This is a genomic window from Streptococcus sp. 2022WUSS083, assembly GCF_044427155.1.
GTDB classification, from domain to species: domain Bacteria; phylum Bacillota; class Bacilli; order Lactobacillales; family Streptococcaceae; genus Streptococcus; species Streptococcus hashimotonensis.
In genome coordinates this window covers 328,368-348,157 of the sequence record NZ_JAOTGK010000002.1, presented here as the reverse complement: position 1 = coordinate 348,157, position 19,790 = coordinate 328,368, and the positions used below count along the sequence as shown (strand labels likewise).

Genomic DNA, 19,790 nt, shown 5'->3' with positions numbered 1-19,790 from the left:
CTATCGAAGTTGTACAGCACAATAAATGTACTTACAAATCCTCGAAACCACTATCTAATCGAAGTTAACGCCATTCCCAAAGCAGAACCAAAATAATATTTCCACCTTTCTTGCTCTAAATAGCGCTTAAACATCTTTAATTTATCCGATTGAATCCTATTCAAAGCTAGTTCTTCCAATACCCATGGATAAATTTTATACGAAAGATAGCTAATCTTACTACCTTTTTCACACAATTCCATTGCTTCCAACAACTGGAATTTCAATGCTTTGCTCAACTTTAATTCTGAATCAGATAATAGTTCATTTATTTTTTGTATAAACAACTTACTTTTTTTACTGTTTCTAAACATTTTCATCTTCGTAGGGATTTCTGAAACAATCCTGCGATGGAAATGATGGTGTAAACCTACTCAGTCCCCCATCTCTTCCAACTGTTTATTCTTTTTCTTTGTCCCCTTCCACTTCTTTTGTTTCTTGGGCAGTCAGTAAACCTGTTGACATGGCACGACCAGTTAGGGTTGCGCTGATTAAATCACGGACATTGAGTCCTAGACCTTCTGTTGTCTTGTCCATGGTCGTCATCAGGTCTCCCACCATTTTTGAGGCATTCCCTTCGCCGTACATGGTAATCTTATCAACATTTCCAAGTGGTGCGGCAATATTCTTGGCGATTTCTGGAAGAACATTAACCACCATTTCTGTCACCGCTGCATCATTAAACTTAGCCATGGCATCCGCCTTCTTGCTGAGACCTTCTGCCTCTGCTTCGAGTTTCAAACGGATGGCTTCTGCTTCGGCACGTCCTTTGGCCTCAATACCTGCCGCTTCTTGCTCCGCAGCATACTTGGCAGCTTCTGCACGCGCTTTTTGAGCCTCCGCTTCACGCTGCGTTTCGTAGAGTTCTGCTTCTGCCTTGCGTTGACGTTCAATCAAATCTGCTTCTGCAGCTTGTTGGCGAGCATATTTTTCTGCCTCTGCCTGTTTGCGGATAGTAGCTGAGAGCTCTTGTTCACGGACCTTAACTTCCTCTGCTTTTACTTCTGCTTCTTTTTGTTGCTTGACAATATTGGCTTCAGCAGTTGCACGCTCGATTTCTTTCCGCTGAGCTTGCTCCTCAATGCCATAGGCTGCGTTTGCCTGTGCCAGTTGGACATCTGACTGACGTTTTAGATTAGCTTGCTCAATAGCTAGTTCATTCTGTTTCTTGGCGATTTCTAAGTCTGCAGCAACACGCGCATCATTAGCCGCCTTATCCTCACGGGCACGGACTTCTGCTTGTTCCCGCTCTGCTTTGGCACGAGCATTTGCGGCATCCTTCTGGATAGTCACAATATTGTCAATACCCAAGTTTTTAATGACATCGTTGTCATCTGTGAAGGATTGAACCGTGAATGCGATGATTTCCAGCCCCATTTTAGCCAAGTCAGGAGCCGCGTTGGATTGGACTTTTTCTGCAAAAGCCTGGCGGTTATTGACCATGTCTCGCAGTTCCATCTGACCAATGATTTCACGCAGATTTCCTTCCAAGACATCTTGAATAGAGGCAGAAATATCTGCAGTTTTCCAGTTAAGGAAGTTTTGAGCTGCCGCATTGAGCAATTCATCGGATACCCCAACCTTTACTTTTACGACCGCATCAGCTTTTACGTTGATAAAATCAAGAGTCGGCACAAAATCTGTGGTCTGCACATCTGTTGAAAACTGCTCAATAGAGATATAGGAGCGTTTTTCGATAAAGGGAATCATAAAACCAGAACGACCAATTAAAGTCCGAGGTTTGCCCAAGCCGGTAATGACAATCGCTTCGTTAGGCTTAGCGGACACATAACCAAATACAAACAATAAAACAAATAGTACAACAACAATAATTGGTATCATAATTGCCAATATATCAAATCCAAAGTCCATATTTATCTCCTTTATTCCTTATCACTCAAATCCACACTTGGCACGGTTGTCGCCGCATCAGTACTAGCTTGGAACAGGTCTACTTTTTCATATCCGAATAGACCTGCATAGATGGAGGTCGGGAACCGCTTGATTTTTTTATTGTAGGTAGTTGCCACCGCATTATAATCTTTACGGGCTACCAGAATCCGATTTTCAGTCCCTTCTAGCTCGGTAATGAGGCCAGATACCTGTTGGTTGGCTGTTAATTGCGGATAATTTTCCGTCACCATCAACAAGCGAGACACTGCCGAATCCAGCTGACTTTGTGCCTGATTGTAGCCACTGGTTCCTACTTGGCTGGAACCGATTTTAGCACGCGCTTCTGCAATAGCAGTAAATATTTCTTCCTCGTGTTCCATGGCGCCTTTGACAGCTGCCACGACATTCGGTATTAGGTCATAGCGACGTTGCAACTGTGTGTCTACATTGGCTTGCGCATTTTCAACCTCAGTATAACTGTCAACTAAGCCATTGTATTGCCCAACTGCTCCCATTCCTAAAAACAGCAGAGCGAGAATCGGGAGAAGTATGGCTAACCATTTCTTTTTCATAAGATTTCCTTTCTAACTACGATTAAACATTCGTAAAAAAGCAAACAACTATCAGAAGCCTTATACGATACCTTACCATCCAGAAGAGGCTCCGCCACCGCCGCCTCCACCACCTGACCAACTACCTCCGCCAAAACTAGACGAGGAGGAATTAGACGAGTGATGATTGTGATAGTGATGATGATCATCAACCAACATCCAGAGTAGATTGCCTGGACCTCCACCACCACGACTAGATTTGTCAATGATACCAAATAGGATAGCGATCAGAATAACTATGAGAAACAGCCAGAAGCCGTCATCCTCCTCACTTGTACCTTCTTCTATAGCAGCTAACTGATTTTTACCAATGCTTGTACCATAAAACCTATCCCCAATGGAGTTGACGATATAGGAAATTCCTCCACTGTAGTCTTCTTGACGGAAAAACTCCCTAGCACTTTCCAGAATATCCTTGGCTTCCACATCCGTGATGACTGTGGCAGCATTGTCTGAGGTTTCTATCCGAAATGCTCTGTCAGCTATGGCAACCACTAAAAGAATTCCGTTGTCCGTTCCTGCAAAACCGACCTGCCAGTGACGAAAGGTTTCATTAGCCAAACTTTCAATATCACTAGACAGACTTTCTGTTACATAAACACCAACCTGTAAAGCTTGCTCGGTGCTTGCCCAATTTCGATTGAGTTGATCAATTTCTGCAATGGTCTCACTCGAGAGTAACTGCGTCTCATCCACTACCGTTGTACCTGTGGGTCGGTCTGGAATCTGATTTGCTCTAGCTAGTGTGGGTGCAAATAGCAAGCAAACCGTTAGAATAGCGAAACAGCCGATGATAATTTTTTTCCATTTTCTCATCAGAACACCTCCTTCGATGAACAAAGATAAGAAAAATTTATTAGGTATATATATACAATTATATCATATTATCATTTTCCCAACAATATATTTATGTTGTTTTTCAGTAACGGTAGAGTCTGTTCAACAAACCAGGGATGTTTAGCTTGCCAGATATTGTTCCTTGGCGATGGATGAGGTAGGGGAAAATAGGTGGGTAGGTAATCACCTGCATTCTCCACTCTCTCGGTCACAGTCCTATGGGATTCTCCTAAATAATAGTCCTGAGCATACTTACCAATCAACAAGGTCAGCTCAATCTGGGGTAGTTGCTTCATAATGAGCGGGTGCCATTTGGGCGCAAAATCCTTGCGAGGCGGCAAATCCCCAGACTTCCCTTTTCCTGGATAATAGAAATCCATAGGAAGAATAGCAAAATGGCCAGATTCATAGAAGATTTCCCTATCTACTCCCAACCATTTCCGCAGATTCTCTCCACTAGCATCATCAAAGAGGCGACCTTTTTCTTGTGTTTTTAATCCCGGCGCCTGTCCAATAATGAGGATTTTTGCAGTAGACGGTGCTTGGAAAAGTGGCTTTATCCCTTTTTTCGTAAAAGGTTGATTGGTTAAATCCTCCATAATCGCCTGACGAATATCAGCAAGTTCCATGACGTCCTACTTTCTTGAACATCGTCACATCTTCTTCCAGGGCATGAAAACCACATTTTTTATAGAAGGAAAAAGCTGGTACATTGCGTTCGGTTTGCAGGAGAATATGATCAATCTTTCTCTCAATCAACTGCTCCTCAATTCTTTTTAGAAAGGCTTGTCCGATTCCTCGTCCTTGGTAGTTGCGAGCAATACAGAGCTCTTCAATACGGTATTCGGTCCCCTCATACCAGTAGCGAATGTGCCCTAGAGAAAAGGCTATGAGGCTACCTTGGTCAAGCAATCCAAAGCAAAGTGCTCTGGGATGTGACAGCAAATCGCCTAGATAGCGGTCCAGTTGTTCCTCGTCAGACCAATCATCATTCCATGGCTCCTGACTAAATACAGATAAGAAGAGCTGTTTGACCATTTCTATATCTGCAAGTGTGAGTTCTTTCAGTTCCATTTTCCCTCCTAAAAAAGACGGGCGAACCCGTCTTCATGTATTACTTAATTAGTTCGTAGATAGCTTCTGCGTAAATGGCAGCTGCGCGGTAGAGTTGCTCAACTTCGATAAATTCGTTGGCTTGGTGCATGGTATTGACATCGCCTGGGAACATAGCTCCGTAGGCAACACCACGTTTGAGCAAGCGTCCGAATGTTCCGCCACCGATCACTTGTTCGTGACCTTTCAAGCCTGTGTGTTTTTCATAAACAGACAAGAGGGTTGCGACCATTGGGTCATCGATTGGGCAGTAATGTGGGGTATGGCCATGCTCAGACAGACTAACAGCTTCCACGCCCAGTTTTTCCAAACCAGCCTTGATGGTTTCAGGGTTGGTATTTTTTGGATAACGGAAGTTGAGGGCAATGGTGTTATCAGATGAGGTTTCATCAAACTTAAAGACACCAGCGTTCATAGAAAGAGCTCCCATTTGCTCATCGTAGATGGCTACGCCGAGTTTTTGGGCATCGTGGTCTTCCAGGAGGACTTGTCCTGCCAAGTCAAGATAGGTTTTAGCTGCTCCGTCAAAGGCGAATTGGCTGAGGAATTTTGCCAAATAGGTTGCTCCGTTGACACCTTCTTCTGGGGTTGAACCGTGGGCTGATTTTCCGATGACGGTGACTTGAACTTGACCGTTTTCAAGGGTTTCCGCGTCAGCTTTTAGGCCATAGGCTGCTGTGAAGTCTGCCAACTTGCTGTCCAGATCTGCTAGGTCGCCAGAGATAATAGCTGTCGCAGATTCAGGCACCATGTTCTCACGCAAGCCGCCTGTGAAGGAATGCAGTTTAGCAGCTCCGCTATTTTCCCCCGCAAAATGAAGATAAGCTGTGATATTTCCCTTTTCGCCGTTGATAATCGGGAACTCAGCGTCTGGAGAGAATCCGAAATCTGGTAATGGCAGACCAACGTTCTCAAAGTAGTAATCCATGTCCGCCCAGCCTGACTCTTCGTCGGTACCGACGATGAAACGGACTTTTTTAGAGGTCGGAAGGCCCAACTCCTTGATGATTTTCAAGCCGTAGTAACAAGCCATGGTCGGTCCCTTGTCGTCAGAGGATCCGCGGGCAAAGAGCTTACCGTCGATGATTTGCGGCTCGTATGGGTCAGTGTTCCAGCCACTTCCTGCTGGCACCACGTCCAAGTGACCAAAGATACCGAGGACCTCGTCGCCTTCACCAAACTCAAAGTGACCTGCGTAGTTGTCAACGTTCTTGGTCGGATAGCCATCACGCTGAGCAATTTCTAGAAACTTGTCCAAGGCACGCACTGGTCCTGGCCCAAATGGGTGTTGGGCATCTGCCTGGCTGTCGTCACGCTCAGAATTGATGCGTAAGAGGTCAAAGAGGTCCGCTAGAAACTCATCTTTGCGTTTGTCAAACTCTGCTCTAAAATTTACTGTCATATGTTCTCCTTTTCAGTATCAAAGTAAGTCTATTTTATCACAAAATGAAAGAGATTTCAGAAGTAAAGCGAAGAAAAAAAGTTGGTCTCCCAACTTCTTTCTATTTTTTCCAAGCAGATCGTTCTGCTACAACTGTAAACAAAACATCGGTTGATGAGTTGAGGGCTGTTTCACAAGAGTCCTGAATCACTCCGACCACAAATCCGACTCCAACTACTTGCATGGCTAACTCATTTGGAATACCAAAAAGACTACATGCTACTGGGATGAGGAGCAGCGAGCCACCGGCTACCCCAGATGCTCCTGCTGCTGATAGTGATGCAACAACGGATAAAAGAAGAGCTGAGCTGAAATCAACACTAATGCCAAGTGTATGAACAGCTGCCATTGTTAAAATATTAATCGTAATAGCCGCGCCAGCCATATTAATTGTGGCACCGAGCGGAATGGATACTGAGTATGTATCTGGATCCACTCCTAAACGTTTGCAGAGCTGCATATTGACAGGGATATTAGCTGCTGAACTTCTTGTAAAAAATGCCGTAACCCCACTAACCCGAAGACATTCAAATACCAGCGGGTACGGATTTTTCTTCATTACAAGAAAAGCAATCAAGGGATTGACAACAAGCGCGACAAAAATCATGCTTCCAACTAAGAGTAAGAGCAGTAAACCATAGTCTTTTAAAGCTGTCAGACCATTATTTGCAATGGTATCGAAAACCAATCCCATGATACCAAATGGTGCCAGACCAATAATCCAGCCTACAACTTTAGAAGTCACTTCCGCCGCAGATTGCAATAAATCTTTTGTTGTCTTGCTTGCATGACGAAAGGCCAAGCCAAACACTGCCGCCCATGTCAACACACCAATATAATTAGCTGTTGCAAGAGCATTGATCGGATTGTCGACTATTTTCAATAACAAATCTTGGAATACTTCAGCAATCCCTTGTGGAGGAGTAATGTCCGTAGTCGTTGTAGTAGAAAGAACCAGTTTAATAGGGAATAAATAGCTTGCTCCTACAGCAATGAAGGCCGCCGCAAAAGTGCCAAATAGATACAAGCAAATAACTGTCCTCATATTCGATTTTTGACCAGCAGGAGCTTGTGATAGAGCATGTGCAACTAGTGTCAGAACCAAAAGAGGGGCTATAGCTTTCAATGCTCCTACAAATAGACTACCAAAGAGAGCAATGACCGTTATTTTTGGAGCAATTAAGCCTAGTAACACTCCCAAAACAACACCAATTCCGATTTTTCGGATTAAATTCATTTTTTTCCATACAGATATTATTTTATTCACTCATTTACCTCCAAACAAACATTTTTCAATCATAGCAGAAAAATCCAGTCAGGTCAATAGCCTTGGCTTCTAAAATCTATTTTCTGCATGACGAAATCTATGTGTGGTGCCCATTTTTTTACGAATAAATATACATCTGTAATCAAAATAAAATACTTTATAAGCTTTATCTACTTACTGCCCAGATCTCAACGATTTACGCAATCATTTTTTTACCTAAACAGCTAAATCCACTACTTACTTTTATTTCAAATGATAGCTAGGTAACACTGACCTATAATTTTTATTTATGTGCAAAAAATATGTTAGGATTGCAATGAAAAGCCCTGCCTTATCAGTAAAGCAGGACTTTGATGGCTCAAGAATATCTCTAGTAAATATCAATATTTTTGATACCATTCTTATCAAATAATTGTGTTTTCATCTCCATAGTCAACGGAGTAATAACGATTTTTGAATTAGAATCAATATTGGATACGACACCGATAATGCAACCGTCTACAACAACAGGTGAGCCGGATTGCCCCTTAACACCTGTGATATTGGTTTGAAGCAAACCGTCATAACGGACTTCCGTAATGGTTCCATATTCGTATTCCCAACGTCCGTAGAGATTAATGCTGTTGCTGACCATTAGAAATTGTCGGCCAACTAGGTCATAGGTGTTACGGTAAATTCCTAGCCGAGCATTTGCCGTATTGGCTGTCTGTGTTTTTCTGCTAGGGGTGGTGATTTTCACAAGGGCTACGTCACGACTAGCATCCCATGTTCCACCATATCCTGGCATCGGAATGAAGGGATTGAAGGTATTGGTTCTCTTAATTTCTGACAGTTCATAGTATGGTGAAGCATCGCCCCAAACAGCATTTCCAGACCAAGTTTGGCTGGTCACACGTCCAGTCCCATCATCTGCCACTACGTGAGCTGCGGTTAATAAAGTATTCGGAGCTATTAGAATGGATGAACCTTTTTTGGTTTGACCGGAACCAACATTTACTTCCAAATAATGAGATAAATTATATGGATAACTATTGCGTAGAGCTGGATCTGAAACGTGAGTCGTCTGTGCTTCAACCTCTACTATTGCAGGAGGAGCCACCGATAGACCGACACTAAGAAGGGCTACGCCAAGCAGTAATTTCGTTTTCATTTGAAAACCTCCTGTTTTTTCTTTCATTATATCAATCCTAATTACAAAATGCAAGCGTTTCCAAGTGTTTTTGTTCAACAATTTAGGCTCTTCTCATCCATTGACAATAGCTCAAAAATAGGACCAGTGCTTATCTAACTAGTCCTGTTAAAATACTTTCTATCAGAAGTATTTGCCTACCACTTTATCGATAAATTCGCTAGGTAATCTGAGGCAAATTGAGTCAAGCGATTGCGACTGTCTTTGGATTCATAAAAATCAATCATGGCAAAACCAGCTCGTAATTGCCCAGCAATCTGTTCTTCTAAGGTGTGGCTAAATTCATAGCCATATTCTGGGTCAATCGTAATTTGTCCTGCTTCTTCTAATTGTCGTGCGTTGAAAGGTAGGCTATACTTGGGTATCAAGGTCTTGTCTGGACGGTCCCAAACATCGTCCCCGTCAAAGATATAAATCCAAGGGTTCATATAGCCAACCATGAGCAAGCCACCTTTTTTCAAAACCCGATAAGACTCCTGCCACATATTGGTCAAATCTTCGATATAAACATTTGAAACCGGACAAAAGATGATGTCAAAACTCTCGTCTTCAAAAGGAAAAGACTGTGTCATATCTGCCTGGACCGTTTGCAAATCCAGATTTTCTCGCTCAGCAACCAGCCAATCCTTAGCCAACTGCTCCTCTGAAAAATCCATAATGGTCGTTTGGTAACCGTGAGCCGCAAAGATTGGTCCCTGTTGACCACCACCGCAGGCTAAACCCAGCAATTTCTTACCTTGGGCTTTTTCAAACCAGTCATTTCCAACCGTCAAAAAAACGCGAATGGGAAAGAACTCGACTGGTCAAAAAGAGTTCGTCAACAAGTCTTTATTTCTAGTTGTTGAGCTAAAACGGTCTATCCCCAGACCGTTTTACTTCCTCTGGAGAGGCCTAGCAAATCTGACCTCGTTCTGTTCTTTTCATTTTTTACCTCCTTTACCATGCTCATTCTATTATAGTATAAGCACAAAGAAAAAGCTACCTTGCGATAGCTTGTTTCTTAAGTCAATTCATTAAAATCCCATACATCGTCCACCCAGCCTTCATAGAAATCAGGCTCGTGGCAGACCATGAGGATAGAGCCCTTGTAGGCTTGAAGGGCACGTTTGAGTTCATCCTTGGCATCCACATCCAAGTGGTTGGTAGGCTCGTCGAGAACCAGGACATTGTTTTCACGGTTCATAAGCAAACAGAAGCGAACTTTGGCTTGCTCACCACCTGAAAGAACTTGAATTTGGCTTTCGATATGCTTGGAAGTCAGACCGCAACGAGCCAAGGCTGCTCGTACTTCTGCTTGGTTAAGGGCTGGAAAGGCATCCCAAACGGCTTCAAGCGGAGTCTGACGATTGCCACCAGCTACTTCTTGCTCGAAATAGCCTAGTTCCAAATACTCCCCACGCTCCACAGAACCGCCCAGCGGTGGAATAATCCCCAGCAAACTTTTAAGAAGAGTGGATTTACCGATACCGTTGGCACCGACAATGGCAATCTTCTGGTTGCGTTCAAAGGTCAGATTGAGCGGTTTACGTGTCAATACACGGTCATAACCAATTTCCAAATCAGTCGTTTGGAAGATAAAGCGACTTGGAGTTCGAGCCATTTTGAAATCAAATGATGGCTTTGGTTTCTCTGCTTGAAGCTCAATAATCTCCATCTTGTCCAATTTCTTCTGACGAGACATGGCCATGTTTCGAGTCGCAACACGGGCCTTATTACGGTTAACGAAGTCCTGCAAGTCTGCGATTTCCTTCTGCTGGCGCTCATAGGCTGCCTCCAACTGAGCCCGCTTCATAGCATGAACTTCTTGGAATTGGTAATAGTCGCCTGTGTAACGGGTTAAGAGTTGATTTTCCACATGGTATACAATATTAATCACATCATTCAAGAAAGGAATGTCATGCGAAATCAAGACAAAGGCATTTTCATAGTTCTGCAAGTAGCGTTTGAGCCAGTCAATATGCTCAGCATCCAAGTAGTTGGTCGGCTCATCCAGAAGCAAGATGTCAGGCTTTTCCAAGAGCAATTTTGCCAAAAGAACCTTAGTCCGTTGTCCCCCTGATAACTCCGTCACATCCTTGTCCATGCCATAGTCCATGACACCAAGCGCACGCGCTACTTCGTCAATCTTGGCATCAAGCGTATAGAAATCACGGCTTTCCAGACGGTCTTGTAGCTCGCCAACCTCTTCCATGAGGGCATCCATATCGGCACCCTCCTCTGCCATAGACATGTAAATGTCATTGATGCGAGCTTCTGTCTTGAAAAGTTCATCGAATGCTGTCCGCAAGACATCACGGACTGATTGACCCTTTTCTAATTTAGCATGCTGGTCTAAATAACCTGCCGTTACATAACGTGACCATTCAACCTTGCCTTCATCTGGCTGCAATTGACCTGTCACGATGGACATGAAGGTCGATTTCCCTTCTCCATTGGCACCGACAAGTCCGATATGTTCCCCTTTCAAGAGACGGAAGGAGACATTTTCAAAAATTGCGCGGTCACCAAAACCATGACTTAAATTCTTTACTTCTAAAATACTCATAATTTCCTCACAACATCAAAGAACTGGAGTAACCAAACTCCAGTTTTTACTTTTATTCTCGCAGTCTTGAGTGGAACTACTAGCCACCTAATCAATCTGGTAGTTCAAGACAATGAAATCATCTTAACAAATGATTGATTTCTGCTTAAATTCCAATTTCCGCACGGACCACATCGGCAATGGTGTCCACGTAGTAATCGACTTCAGCATCCGTTGGCGCTTCTGCCATGACACGCAAGAGGGGCTCAGTACCACTTGGGCGTACCAAGATACGACCGTTGCCAGCCATTTCTGCTTCCATTTTTTCAATGATAGCTGCAATAGCAGGCACTTCCATTGCCTTGTCTTTCATGCTGTTTTCCACACGGATATTGACCAATTTTTGTGGGTAAATGGTCACTTCTGCTGCCAATTCTGACAACTTCTTACCAGTTTCTTTCATGATTTTGGTCAATTGCACAGCGGTCAACTGGCCGTCGCCTGTGGTATTATAATCCATCAGAATCACGTGTCCTGACTGCTCACCACCGACATTGTAGCCTTCCTTGCGCATTTCTTCAACCACATAACGGTCACCAACTGCGGTCACAGCTTTTTCAATACCTTCACGATCCAAAGCCTTATGGAAACCAAGGTTGGACATAACTGTGGTCACAATGGTATTTTTGGCCAATAGACCTCGATCAGCAAGGTATTTACCAACGATGTACATGATACGGTCACCGTCTACTAAATCACCATTTTCATCGACGGCAATCAAGCGATCACTGTCACCATCAAAGGCAAGTCCAATTTGACTACCTGTTTCCTTGACCAGTTCTTGCAATTTTTCTGGGTGGGTTGAGCCAACGCCTTCATTGATATTTAAACCGTCTGGCTTTTCAGCCATTACTGTCAAATCTGCTCCCAAATCTACAAAAATTTGACGTGCAGATGTTGCTGCGGCACCATTAGCTGTATCAAGTGCAACTTTCATACCGTCCAAATCTGTACCAGTTGACACCAAGAATTGCTGGTACTTACGTAGACCTTCTGGATATTCTACCACATCTCCTAGACCTTTAGCAGATGGGCGTGGCAATGTGTCTTCCTCAGCATCAAGAAGAGCCTCAATTTCCGCTTCCAATGCATCATCCAATTTGAAACCATCACCAGCAAAGAATTTGATACCGTTATCTTGCGCTGGGTTATGACTTGCAGAAATCATGACACCTGCACTTGCTTTTTCAGTTTTGACTAGGTGGGCAACACCCGGTGTCGCCAAAACTCCCAATTTATACACATGAATCCCTACTGATAGAAGTCCTGCAATCAAGGCAGCCTCTAACATTTGACCTGAGATACGTGTGTCACGCGCCACAAAGACACGAGGAACATCCGTCTCATGCTGGCTAAGGACATAACCACCAAAACGACCCAATTTGAATGCTAATTCTGGCGTTAATTCTACGTTTGCTTCTCCACGGACACCATCTGTCCCAAAATATTTACCCATTTTCATAACCTCTTATTTTGTTTTTGTAAGTATAATTTGCATATTTGCTTCCGTCTGAGACAGTACAACTGGCAAGACATTGCCGTCGCTATCTACAGCCTGTAATTTAGCTGTACCACTATAATTCTCAGACAGATTGCTCACATCCATCGCAACAGCTTCGACCCGATCAATCTTAGCCATTGTTTCTTCATCCGTTGTCACTTTAACGGTATCTACGTTGACTGAAACCTTAGACAGACTGTAACCTTCTGCCAATTGATTACTATAGACTCGACCTGCTACTGGGAATGCCTTGCTAACTTTTTTACCAATCTTGACGGTAATCGCATCTGGTGCCAGTGTCGCACTCACTCCTGCCGGCAAATTGGTCAATTGTAGCTTGACAGTTTGTGTCCCATCACTCAACTCTCTCAAATCCGCAGTCACTTGAAAAGTCCGAGTTGACTCATCTGATTCTCTCTGTAGGAGAACACGATTAGAGCCCCTTAATTCAACTGCCACCGTCGAAGAAAATCCAGAAATAAAATACTTGTTTGTATCATATTCAATTTCAATCGGTACATTGTTCAGTGTGTGAACATAGGTTTCTGACTCCGTGTTCTGTGCAGCTGATTCTGAATTTTTATAGTTGGTGGTTGTTGCATAGAAAAAGAGCAACAATGCTAGAAAAATAGATAGGGCTAAGTGACCTACAGCTTTAAACTTATCGTTCATGTTTGCCACCTCCTAATCGCTTCCAGATGGACTTTTTCTCTACATTTTCAGAAATAAAAGTCGCTCGCAACTCTGCTTCAAACTCATCCAAAGTCAAGTCATGTTTGAATATCCCGTTTCGTGCAATAGAGATACTGCCAGTTTCTTCAGAAACAATAAACACAAACGCATCAGATACCTCCGATAAGCCAATGGCTGCACGGTGTCGTGTTCCAAATTCCTTTGAAATTCCTGCGCTCTCTGACAGGGGCAAATAAGCACAAGCAACCGCTACCTTGTCTTCCTTGACAATTACGGCCCCATCGTGTAGCGGTGTATTCGGGATGAAAATATTTATTAATAATTCCTGAGATATATCCGCATTGAGAGGAATCCCCGTTGCTCTATATTCCTGTAATGTTTGGGCTTGTTCTACTGCCACAAGTGCACCAATTTTACGCGGAGACATATAAGCAACAGATTTGAGAAAAGCAACAATTAGCTTTTCTTCTGCACTCACAGTATTTGCCCCAAAAATTTGAGTTGTCCTGCCAAGTTTTTCAAGCATGGCACGCAACTCTGGTGCAAAAATAACTACTGCTGCAATAACTCCATACGTGATTACTTGATTAATCAGCCAAGCAATCGTCTGCAGACCGAATAAACTAGCTATAATCTGGACAATAATGAAGAGAAAAACCCCTCGAATCAATGTCATAATTTTAGTACCTGCAATAGCCTTACTAAAATTATAAATCAAATAAACAACTATACTAATATCAATTAGGTGCAACAGTGCGGTCCAAGGACTGGCTATCAAACTCGACCAATACCCTGTATCCAGTAACTGGTTTAGGTTTAACATATCATTCTCATACTTTCTAACTCATACATAGTAATGTACTCATTATACCATATTTTTTCCCCTTTTCTTTAGAAAATAGTGACCTTCCTGTTAAAAATATTACAGATTTACTGCAGGAATATATCACATTCCAACACACTCCATTCTAGAAAATCAGTGACCTTTATGATAAAATAGTCCCATGAAAATAAATACAGCTTTGGGTATTCTAGCAGGAAAAAGTTCCCAGTTCATTTTGAAAAAACTAGGACGTGGTACTACCCTGCCTGGAAAAATTGCCCTCAAATTCGATAAACATATTTTAGATAGTTTGGCTAAGGATTATGAAGTCGTTGTTGTGACAGGTACTAACGGTAAGACCCTGACCACCGCCCTGACAGTTGGCATCCTCCAAGAAGCCTTTGGCGAAATTACGACCAATACCAGCGGTGCCAATATGATTACAGGGATTACAGCCACCTTTTTATCTGCCAAGAAAAATAAAAATGGCAAGAAGATTGCCGTCTTGGAGATTGACGAAGCCAGCCTGGCCCGTGTGACCGACTTTATCAAGCCTAGCCTGATTGTCTTCACCAATATCTTCCGCGACCAAATGGATCGCTATGGTGAGATTTATACCACCTACCAGATGATTTTGGACGGGGCAGCCAAGGCACCACAGGCAACCATTCTCGCCAACGGTGACAGCCCACTTTTCAACTCGACGAGCATTATCAATCCAGTTAAGTACTACGGTTTTGCGACGGAAGAGCATGAGCCTCGTCTGGCCCATTACAATACCGAAGGCGTTCTCTGTCCGCATTGCCACCAGATTATCCAGTACAAGCTCAATACCTACGCTAATTTGGGTAGCTATATCTGTAACAACTGTGGCTTTAGCCGACCTGAGCTGGATTACAAGTTGACAGAGTTAAAAGAAATCACCAATACTTCTTCTACCTTTGCCATTGACGGTCAGGATTACAAAATCAACATCGGTGGGCTTTACAATATCTACAATGCCCTGGCAGCTGTCAGCGTGGCAGAATTTTTCGGCGTATCTCCTGAGAAAATCAAGGCTGGTTTTGACAAGTCCAAGGCAGTTTTCGGTCGCCAAGAAACCTTTAAATTGGGCGATAAAGATTGTACTCTGGTCTTGATTAAAAACCCTGTCGGTGCAACCCAGGCCATTGAAATGATGAAACTAGCTCCTTACGATTTTAGCCTGTCCGTCCTTCTCAATGCCAACTACGCTGACGGAATTGATACCAGCTGGATTTGGGACGCCGACTTTGAACAAATCACTCAAATGGACATTCCACAAGTCTTTGCAGGCGGTGTTCGCTCGTCTGAAATTGCCCGTCGCCTCCGTGTGACTGGCTATCCAGAGGACCAGATTACTGAAACACCAAAACTGGAAGACATCATGACCTTGATTGAGCAGTCCAGCAGTCAGCATGCCTATATCCTCGCGACCTATACGGCTATGCTGGAATTCCGTGACTTGCTGGCTCAACGCCAAGCTGTTGGAAAGGAGATGAAATAATGGTCTATACGTCATTAAAAAGTCCTGAAAAAGACTACACTTATAATCTCCACATCGCTCACCTCTACGGCGATTTGATGAATACCTACGGTGACAACGGCAATATCCTCATGCTCAAGTATGTAGCTGAAAAGCTCGGTGCTCGTGTCCAGGTAGACATCGTTTCCCTGACAGATGATTTTGACAAGGATTTCTACGACATCGCCTTTTTCGGCGGTGGACAGGACTATGAACAATCCATTCTTGCAAAAGATTTACCGACTAAAAAAGACAGCCTAGCAGACTTTATCGAAAATGACGGTGTCATGCTGGCTATCTGTGGTGGCTTCCAATTGCTCGGTCAATACTATATCGAAGCTGGCGGCCGCAAGATTGACGGACTGGGTATCATGGGCCACTACACCCTCAACCAGACCAATAACCGTTACATCGGTGACATCAAAATTCACAATGATGAATTTAACGAAACCTACTATGGTTTTGAAAACCACCAAGGCCGCACCTTCCTAGCTGACAACCAAAAACCGCTGGGCAAGGTTGTCTATGGTAATGGCAACAATAAGGAAGACGGCGGCGAAGGCCTGCATTACAAAAACACCTTCGGCAGCTACTTCCACGGACCAATCCTGTCTCGCAATGCCAACCTAGCCTACCGCTTGGTCACAACTGCCCTCCGTAAAAAATACGGACAAGACATCCAACTTGCCAGCTACGCTGACATCCTCAGCAAAGAAGTCGCTGAAGAATACGGCGATGTGAAAAGCAAGGCAGAGTTTGAGAAATAAAGCAAAACCGCTTCTGGTAACAGAGGCGGTTTCATTTTTTATATCGTTCCAACCAAAAGCACTCCCTCAACCGTAATCTCGATCAACTGACTCAAATCCAGCTTGGACTGGTCCACTTGGAAAAAGAGGGGTGTCATGTCTGCCAAGACTTGGGCATGTTCTAGGCTAATCGGCATGGTTCGACTGACTAGCACTTGCTCCACCTGCCCCAGGTAAGACTTGAAATGGTCTACGATATCTTGGTTGTCATAGGATTCCTTGCGGAGTTGGTCTTTGGCTAAATGGCGGAGCTCCTTGAGGTGATTAGGGCCTGGGACCAGCTTGAGAATAGCCCCACCAGCTTTCAGCACTCTGGCAAACTCCTGATAATTAGCTGGGGAAAAGATGTCCAAGATACCGTCAATGGTCTTATCTTGAATAGGCAACTTGGTTAAGTCACCGACAAACCATTTGACCGACTTGGTCCTGTCAGATTTGGCTGCCAAGAGAATAGAGTCCTTGGAAATATCAAAAGCAAGAATGTCCAAGTCCATTTTCTCGGCTAACTTACGGGAATAAAAGCCCTCCCCGCAACCGATGTCCAAGACAGACCGTAAGCCCAGCTCTGCTATTTTTCCCTCCAAAGCCGCATAGAGATGTTCGTAATAGCCCGCCTCTAAAAAGGCCTGGCGGTTTTCAAAGCTAGACTTGTGGTAGTTGGCGGACTGCTTGACCTGGGGTGCCAGATTGACATAGCCCTGCTTGGCGATGTCGAAGGTGTGGCGGTTGGGACAGCGGAGGCTGTTGAGGTCAAGACCAAGAGCCTGCCCACAATGTGGACAGGCGAAAAATTGGTCGCTATTGGCAAAACGTAGGTGTTTGGTCATCTTATTTGTATCCTTTTCTAAAGCGGTGCAGAGCTAGTCCTGATAGGAGCGTGGCAATGGCCCCTGTAAAGACCAGCAAGTAGCCGACTGGAATGAGATAAAAATTTTCATGCAGAATGCCCTCGGCATCAATATACTCGACCGAGTTGGCCTTGATGACAAAGCAGACGAAGCCGAGTAGCATGAGAAAACTACCAATAATGGTAATAGTCAGGTGCATCTGGGTACGGCGGCCTTCGCGACCGTCTTTTACAAGTTTTTCTGTCATGTTGTTCATGTCAGTTCCTCCTAAGATAAGTTGATCTAAGGAGTTCGAAAAGACAGAGGACATGAGAATCAAGAGTTCCAAGTCGGGCAGGTTTTTGTCATTTTCCCAGTTGGAAACGGCCTGCCGTGTCACATTGAGTTTGAGGGCAAACTGCTCCTGAGTCAAACCTTCCTTCTTACGTAAATCTTTGATTTGCTGTCCAAAGTTCATTTCTTCTCCTCGCTAGGCCCTGTCTAGCAGGTCCTGACTTTATCTTAGCCTGTCGCTCGATGTTTTCCTAGAAAGGCTGGCTTGCTCTGGACTTTTTTAGCGAAAGGTGGTCTTGCTAGCTCCGCAAGACCTGCTTGCAGGCTTGATTTATCAAGGTTTTCAGACACTATTTTACAGACTGTAAACTTCCTGTCAACCTAACCTATCTGCTCGGATAATGCTTCCCATTCTTCCATGAGGTTTTCTTGTTGGGCGGTCAATTGATCGATTTCTTTTTGGTAATCGGTCAGCTGGCCGATGTCGTTGGTTTCTAGCATGGCTTGGTTGAGCTCACTCAGGCGGTTTTCGATGGTCTCGATTTCTGCCTCGATTTGCTCGATGCGTCGGGCCAGTTTGCGTTGCTCTTTTTGGTTTTCCTTTTGGGCTTGGTAGTCCATGGCTCCGGCTGATTGGCTAGTACTTTCTAGCTGGTCAGGCTGGGCTTCTACTTCCAGCTCTGCCTTTTTCTCCAAATAATAGTCATAGTCGCCCAAGTAGAGCGTGGACCCAGTTTCCGAGATTTCCAGCACCTTGGTGGCGACGCGGTTGATGAAATAGCGGTCGTGGCTGACAAAGAGCAGGGTGCCGTCAAAGTCAATCAGGGCATTTTCCAGCACTTCCTTGCTGTCGATGTCCAGGTGGTTGGTCGGCTCATCGAGGATGAGGAAGTTGTTGTTTTCCATGGATAGCTTAGCAAGGAGCAGGCGGGCCTTTTCCCCACCCGATAGCATGGAAACAGACTTTTTGACGTCATCGCCTGAGAAGAGGAAGGCTCCCAGGCGGTTGCGGATCTCCACTTCAGGTATGGTCGGAAAGGCTGACCAGAGCTCCTCCAAGACTGTGTTGGAAGGTGTCAGGGCAGACTGGGTCTGGTCGTAATAGCCCACTTCCACATTGGCACCTAGCTTGGCTTCCCCTTTGATAAATGGCAGAGCTCCGATGATGGATTTGAGCAGGGTAGTTTTTCCGATTCCATTCGGACCGACAATGGCAATGGCATCCAGTTTTCTTTGGTCAATGGAAATAGGCTGAGAAAGGATATCTCCATCGTAGCCAACCGCAGCATTTTCCACTGTCAAGACGATATTGCCTGAAGTCTTGTCCGACTGGAAGGTCATGTTAGCAGACTTCTGACCAGTTGTCGGCTTGTCCAGTCGCTCCATCTTTTCCAACTGCTTGCGTCTAGCCTGAGCACGCTTGGTGGTCGAAGCACGGACAATATTTTTCTGGACAAAATCTTCTAACTTGGCAATTTCCTTCTGCTGCTTTTCATAGTTTTGCAATTCCGTTTGCAACTTCTGCTCTTTGAGCTCGACAAACTGAGAATAATTGCCCACATAACGATCCAAGGAATGCTTGGTCAAATCCAGTGTCAGTGTCGCCACCTTGTCCAAGAAATAGCGGTCATGGCTGACGATAATCAAGGCTCCCTTGTAGTGGACCAGATAGTTTTCCAGCCAGGCAATGGTTTCAATGTCCAGGTGGTTTGTTGGCTCATCCAGCACCAATAGCTCTGGGCTTTCAAGTAGCATTTTTGCCAGAGCAAGTCGAGTGTTCTGACCACCTGAGAGTTCGGAGATTTTCATGTCCCACATGGTCTGGTCAAACTTGAAACCGTTCAAAATAGCACGGATGTCTGCTTCATAGTTAAAACCACCTGCCAGACGAAATTCTTCCGACAGACTATCATAGGTCTTCATGAGCTGGTCGAGCTCATTACCAGAAAGACTGCCCATTTGTTCTTCCATAGACCGCAGGCGTTTCTCCGTCATCCGCAGGTCGTCAAAGACATGGAGCATTTCATCGTAAATGGTATTTTCCGACTCAAAACGGCTATCCTGTGCCAGATATGAAAGCGATAAATCTCTCTTGGTAGAAATGTCACCGCTGGTCGCAGCTTCTTCTCCCACAAGGATTTTGAGCAGAGTAGACTTGCCTGCCCCATTTTTTCCGACAAGGGCAATCCGATCCCGCTCGTCGACTTGAATGTTGATATTGTTAAATAAAACTTCGCCCGCAAAAGAGCGTTCAATCTTGTTTCCACTTAGAATAATCATAGCAATATTGTACCATAATTTAGGGTAACAGTGCGGAATCCTTTTTCTG

General features: G+C 44.3%; 19 protein-coding genes. 2 read left to right on the top strand and 17 right to left on the bottom strand.

Annotation, left to right across the window (positions count from 1 at the left end; translation table 11 throughout):
- Positions 1–50: 50 nt before the first annotated feature.
- From ODU41_RS03680 to cdaA, 14 genes are all read right to left on the bottom strand, one after another.
- The gene (locus ODU41_RS03680) at positions 51–359 is read right to left on the bottom strand and encodes a hypothetical protein (protein WP_211839915.1); all 309 of its coding nucleotides are present in this window, start codon (positions 357–359) and stop codon (positions 51–53) included.
- A gap of 79 nt (positions 360–438) precedes the next feature.
- A complete protein-coding gene (locus ODU41_RS03675; protein ID WP_023370837.1) occupies positions 439–1,911 on the bottom strand; it encodes a flotillin family protein in 1,473 nt (490 codons plus the stop codon).
- Between the two features lie 11 nt (positions 1,912–1,922).
- The gene (locus tag ODU41_RS03670) at positions 1,923–2,504 is read right to left on the bottom strand and encodes a LemA family protein (protein ID WP_208546282.1); all 582 of its coding nucleotides are present in this window, start codon (positions 2,502–2,504) and stop codon (positions 1,923–1,925) included.
- A 72-nt stretch (positions 2,505–2,576) separates the two neighbouring features.
- On the bottom strand, positions 2,577–3,359 hold the full coding sequence (locus ODU41_RS03665; protein WP_208546283.1) for a YgcG family protein: 783 nt from the start codon (positions 3,357–3,359) through the stop codon (positions 2,577–2,579).
- Between the two features lie 71 nt (positions 3,360–3,430).
- On the bottom strand, positions 3,431–4,009 hold the full coding sequence (locus tag ODU41_RS03660) for a uracil-DNA glycosylase family protein (protein WP_074391458.1): 579 nt from the start codon (positions 4,007–4,009) through the stop codon (positions 3,431–3,433).
- The gene (locus ODU41_RS03655; RefSeq protein WP_074391459.1) at positions 3,996–4,454 is read right to left on the bottom strand and encodes a GNAT family N-acetyltransferase; all 459 of its coding nucleotides are present in this window, start codon (positions 4,452–4,454) and stop codon (positions 3,996–3,998) included. The genes ODU41_RS03660 and ODU41_RS03655 overlap by 14 nt, the downstream gene beginning before the upstream one ends.
- 40 nt (positions 4,455–4,494) lie before the next feature.
- Complete coding sequence (gene pepV, locus ODU41_RS03650) at positions 4,495–5,895, bottom strand: dipeptidase PepV (protein WP_044694083.1); 1,401 nt, start codon at positions 5,893–5,895, stop codon at positions 4,495–4,497.
- Positions 5,896–5,995: 100 nt separating this feature from the next.
- A complete protein-coding gene (gene sstT, locus ODU41_RS03645) occupies positions 5,996–7,201 on the bottom strand; it encodes a serine/threonine transporter SstT (protein ID WP_041179221.1) in 1,206 nt (401 codons plus the stop codon).
- A 370-nt stretch (positions 7,202–7,571) separates the two neighbouring features.
- Entirely contained in the window at positions 7,572–8,351 is a 780-nt protein-coding gene (locus tag ODU41_RS03640; protein WP_244227894.1) for a serine protease, read from the bottom strand.
- A 176-nt stretch (positions 8,352–8,527) separates the two neighbouring features.
- Positions 8,528–9,175, bottom strand: a complete 648-nt coding sequence (locus ODU41_RS03635; RefSeq protein ID WP_044670467.1) for a class I SAM-dependent methyltransferase — start codon at positions 9,173–9,175, stop codon at positions 8,528–8,530.
- A 215-nt stretch (positions 9,176–9,390) separates the two neighbouring features.
- Complete coding sequence (locus tag ODU41_RS03630; protein WP_009910410.1) at positions 9,391–10,935, bottom strand: ABC-F family ATP-binding cassette domain-containing protein; 1,545 nt, start codon at positions 10,933–10,935, stop codon at positions 9,391–9,393.
- Positions 10,936–11,080: 145 nt separating this feature from the next.
- Complete coding sequence (gene glmM, locus ODU41_RS03625) at positions 11,081–12,430, bottom strand: phosphoglucosamine mutase (protein WP_044669590.1); 1,350 nt, start codon at positions 12,428–12,430, stop codon at positions 11,081–11,083.
- A gap of 12 nt (positions 12,431–12,442) precedes the next feature.
- A complete protein-coding gene (locus ODU41_RS03620; protein ID WP_024399761.1) occupies positions 12,443–13,147 on the bottom strand; it encodes a YbbR-like domain-containing protein in 705 nt (234 codons plus the stop codon).
- The gene (cdaA, locus tag ODU41_RS03615) at positions 13,137–13,991 is read right to left on the bottom strand and encodes a diadenylate cyclase CdaA (protein WP_024399762.1); all 855 of its coding nucleotides are present in this window, start codon (positions 13,989–13,991) and stop codon (positions 13,137–13,139) included. The genes ODU41_RS03620 and cdaA overlap by 11 nt, the downstream gene beginning before the upstream one ends.
- Before the next feature lie 181 nt (positions 13,992–14,172).
- Here cdaA and murT point away from each other — a divergent pair, with 181 nt between their 5' ends.
- A complete protein-coding gene (murT, locus tag ODU41_RS03610; protein WP_398578665.1) occupies positions 14,173–15,516 on the top strand; it encodes a lipid II isoglutaminyl synthase subunit MurT in 1,344 nt (447 codons plus the stop codon).
- Entirely contained in the window at positions 15,516–16,301 is a 786-nt protein-coding gene (gene gatD, locus ODU41_RS03605; RefSeq protein WP_398578664.1) for a lipid II isoglutaminyl synthase subunit GatD, read from the top strand. Before murT ends, gatD begins: the two co-directional genes overlap by 1 nt.
- A gap of 38 nt (positions 16,302–16,339) precedes the next feature.
- Here the strand turns inward: gatD and ODU41_RS03600 are convergent, their stop codons facing one another.
- From ODU41_RS03600 to ODU41_RS03590, 3 genes are all read right to left on the bottom strand, one after another.
- Complete coding sequence (locus ODU41_RS03600; protein ID WP_398578663.1) at positions 16,340–17,167, bottom strand: putative RNA methyltransferase; 828 nt, start codon at positions 17,165–17,167, stop codon at positions 16,340–16,342.
- 1 nt (position 17,168) lies between these two features.
- A complete protein-coding gene (locus ODU41_RS03595) occupies positions 17,169–17,645 on the bottom strand; it encodes a DUF3955 domain-containing protein (protein ID WP_398578662.1) in 477 nt (158 codons plus the stop codon).
- A gap of 197 nt (positions 17,646–17,842) precedes the next feature.
- Positions 17,843–19,741: an ABC-F family ATP-binding cassette domain-containing protein gene (locus ODU41_RS03590; RefSeq protein ID WP_398578661.1), complete on the bottom strand. Its 1,899-nt coding sequence runs from the start codon at positions 19,739–19,741 to the stop codon at positions 17,843–17,845.
- Between the last annotated feature and the right edge of the window lie 49 nt (positions 19,742–19,790).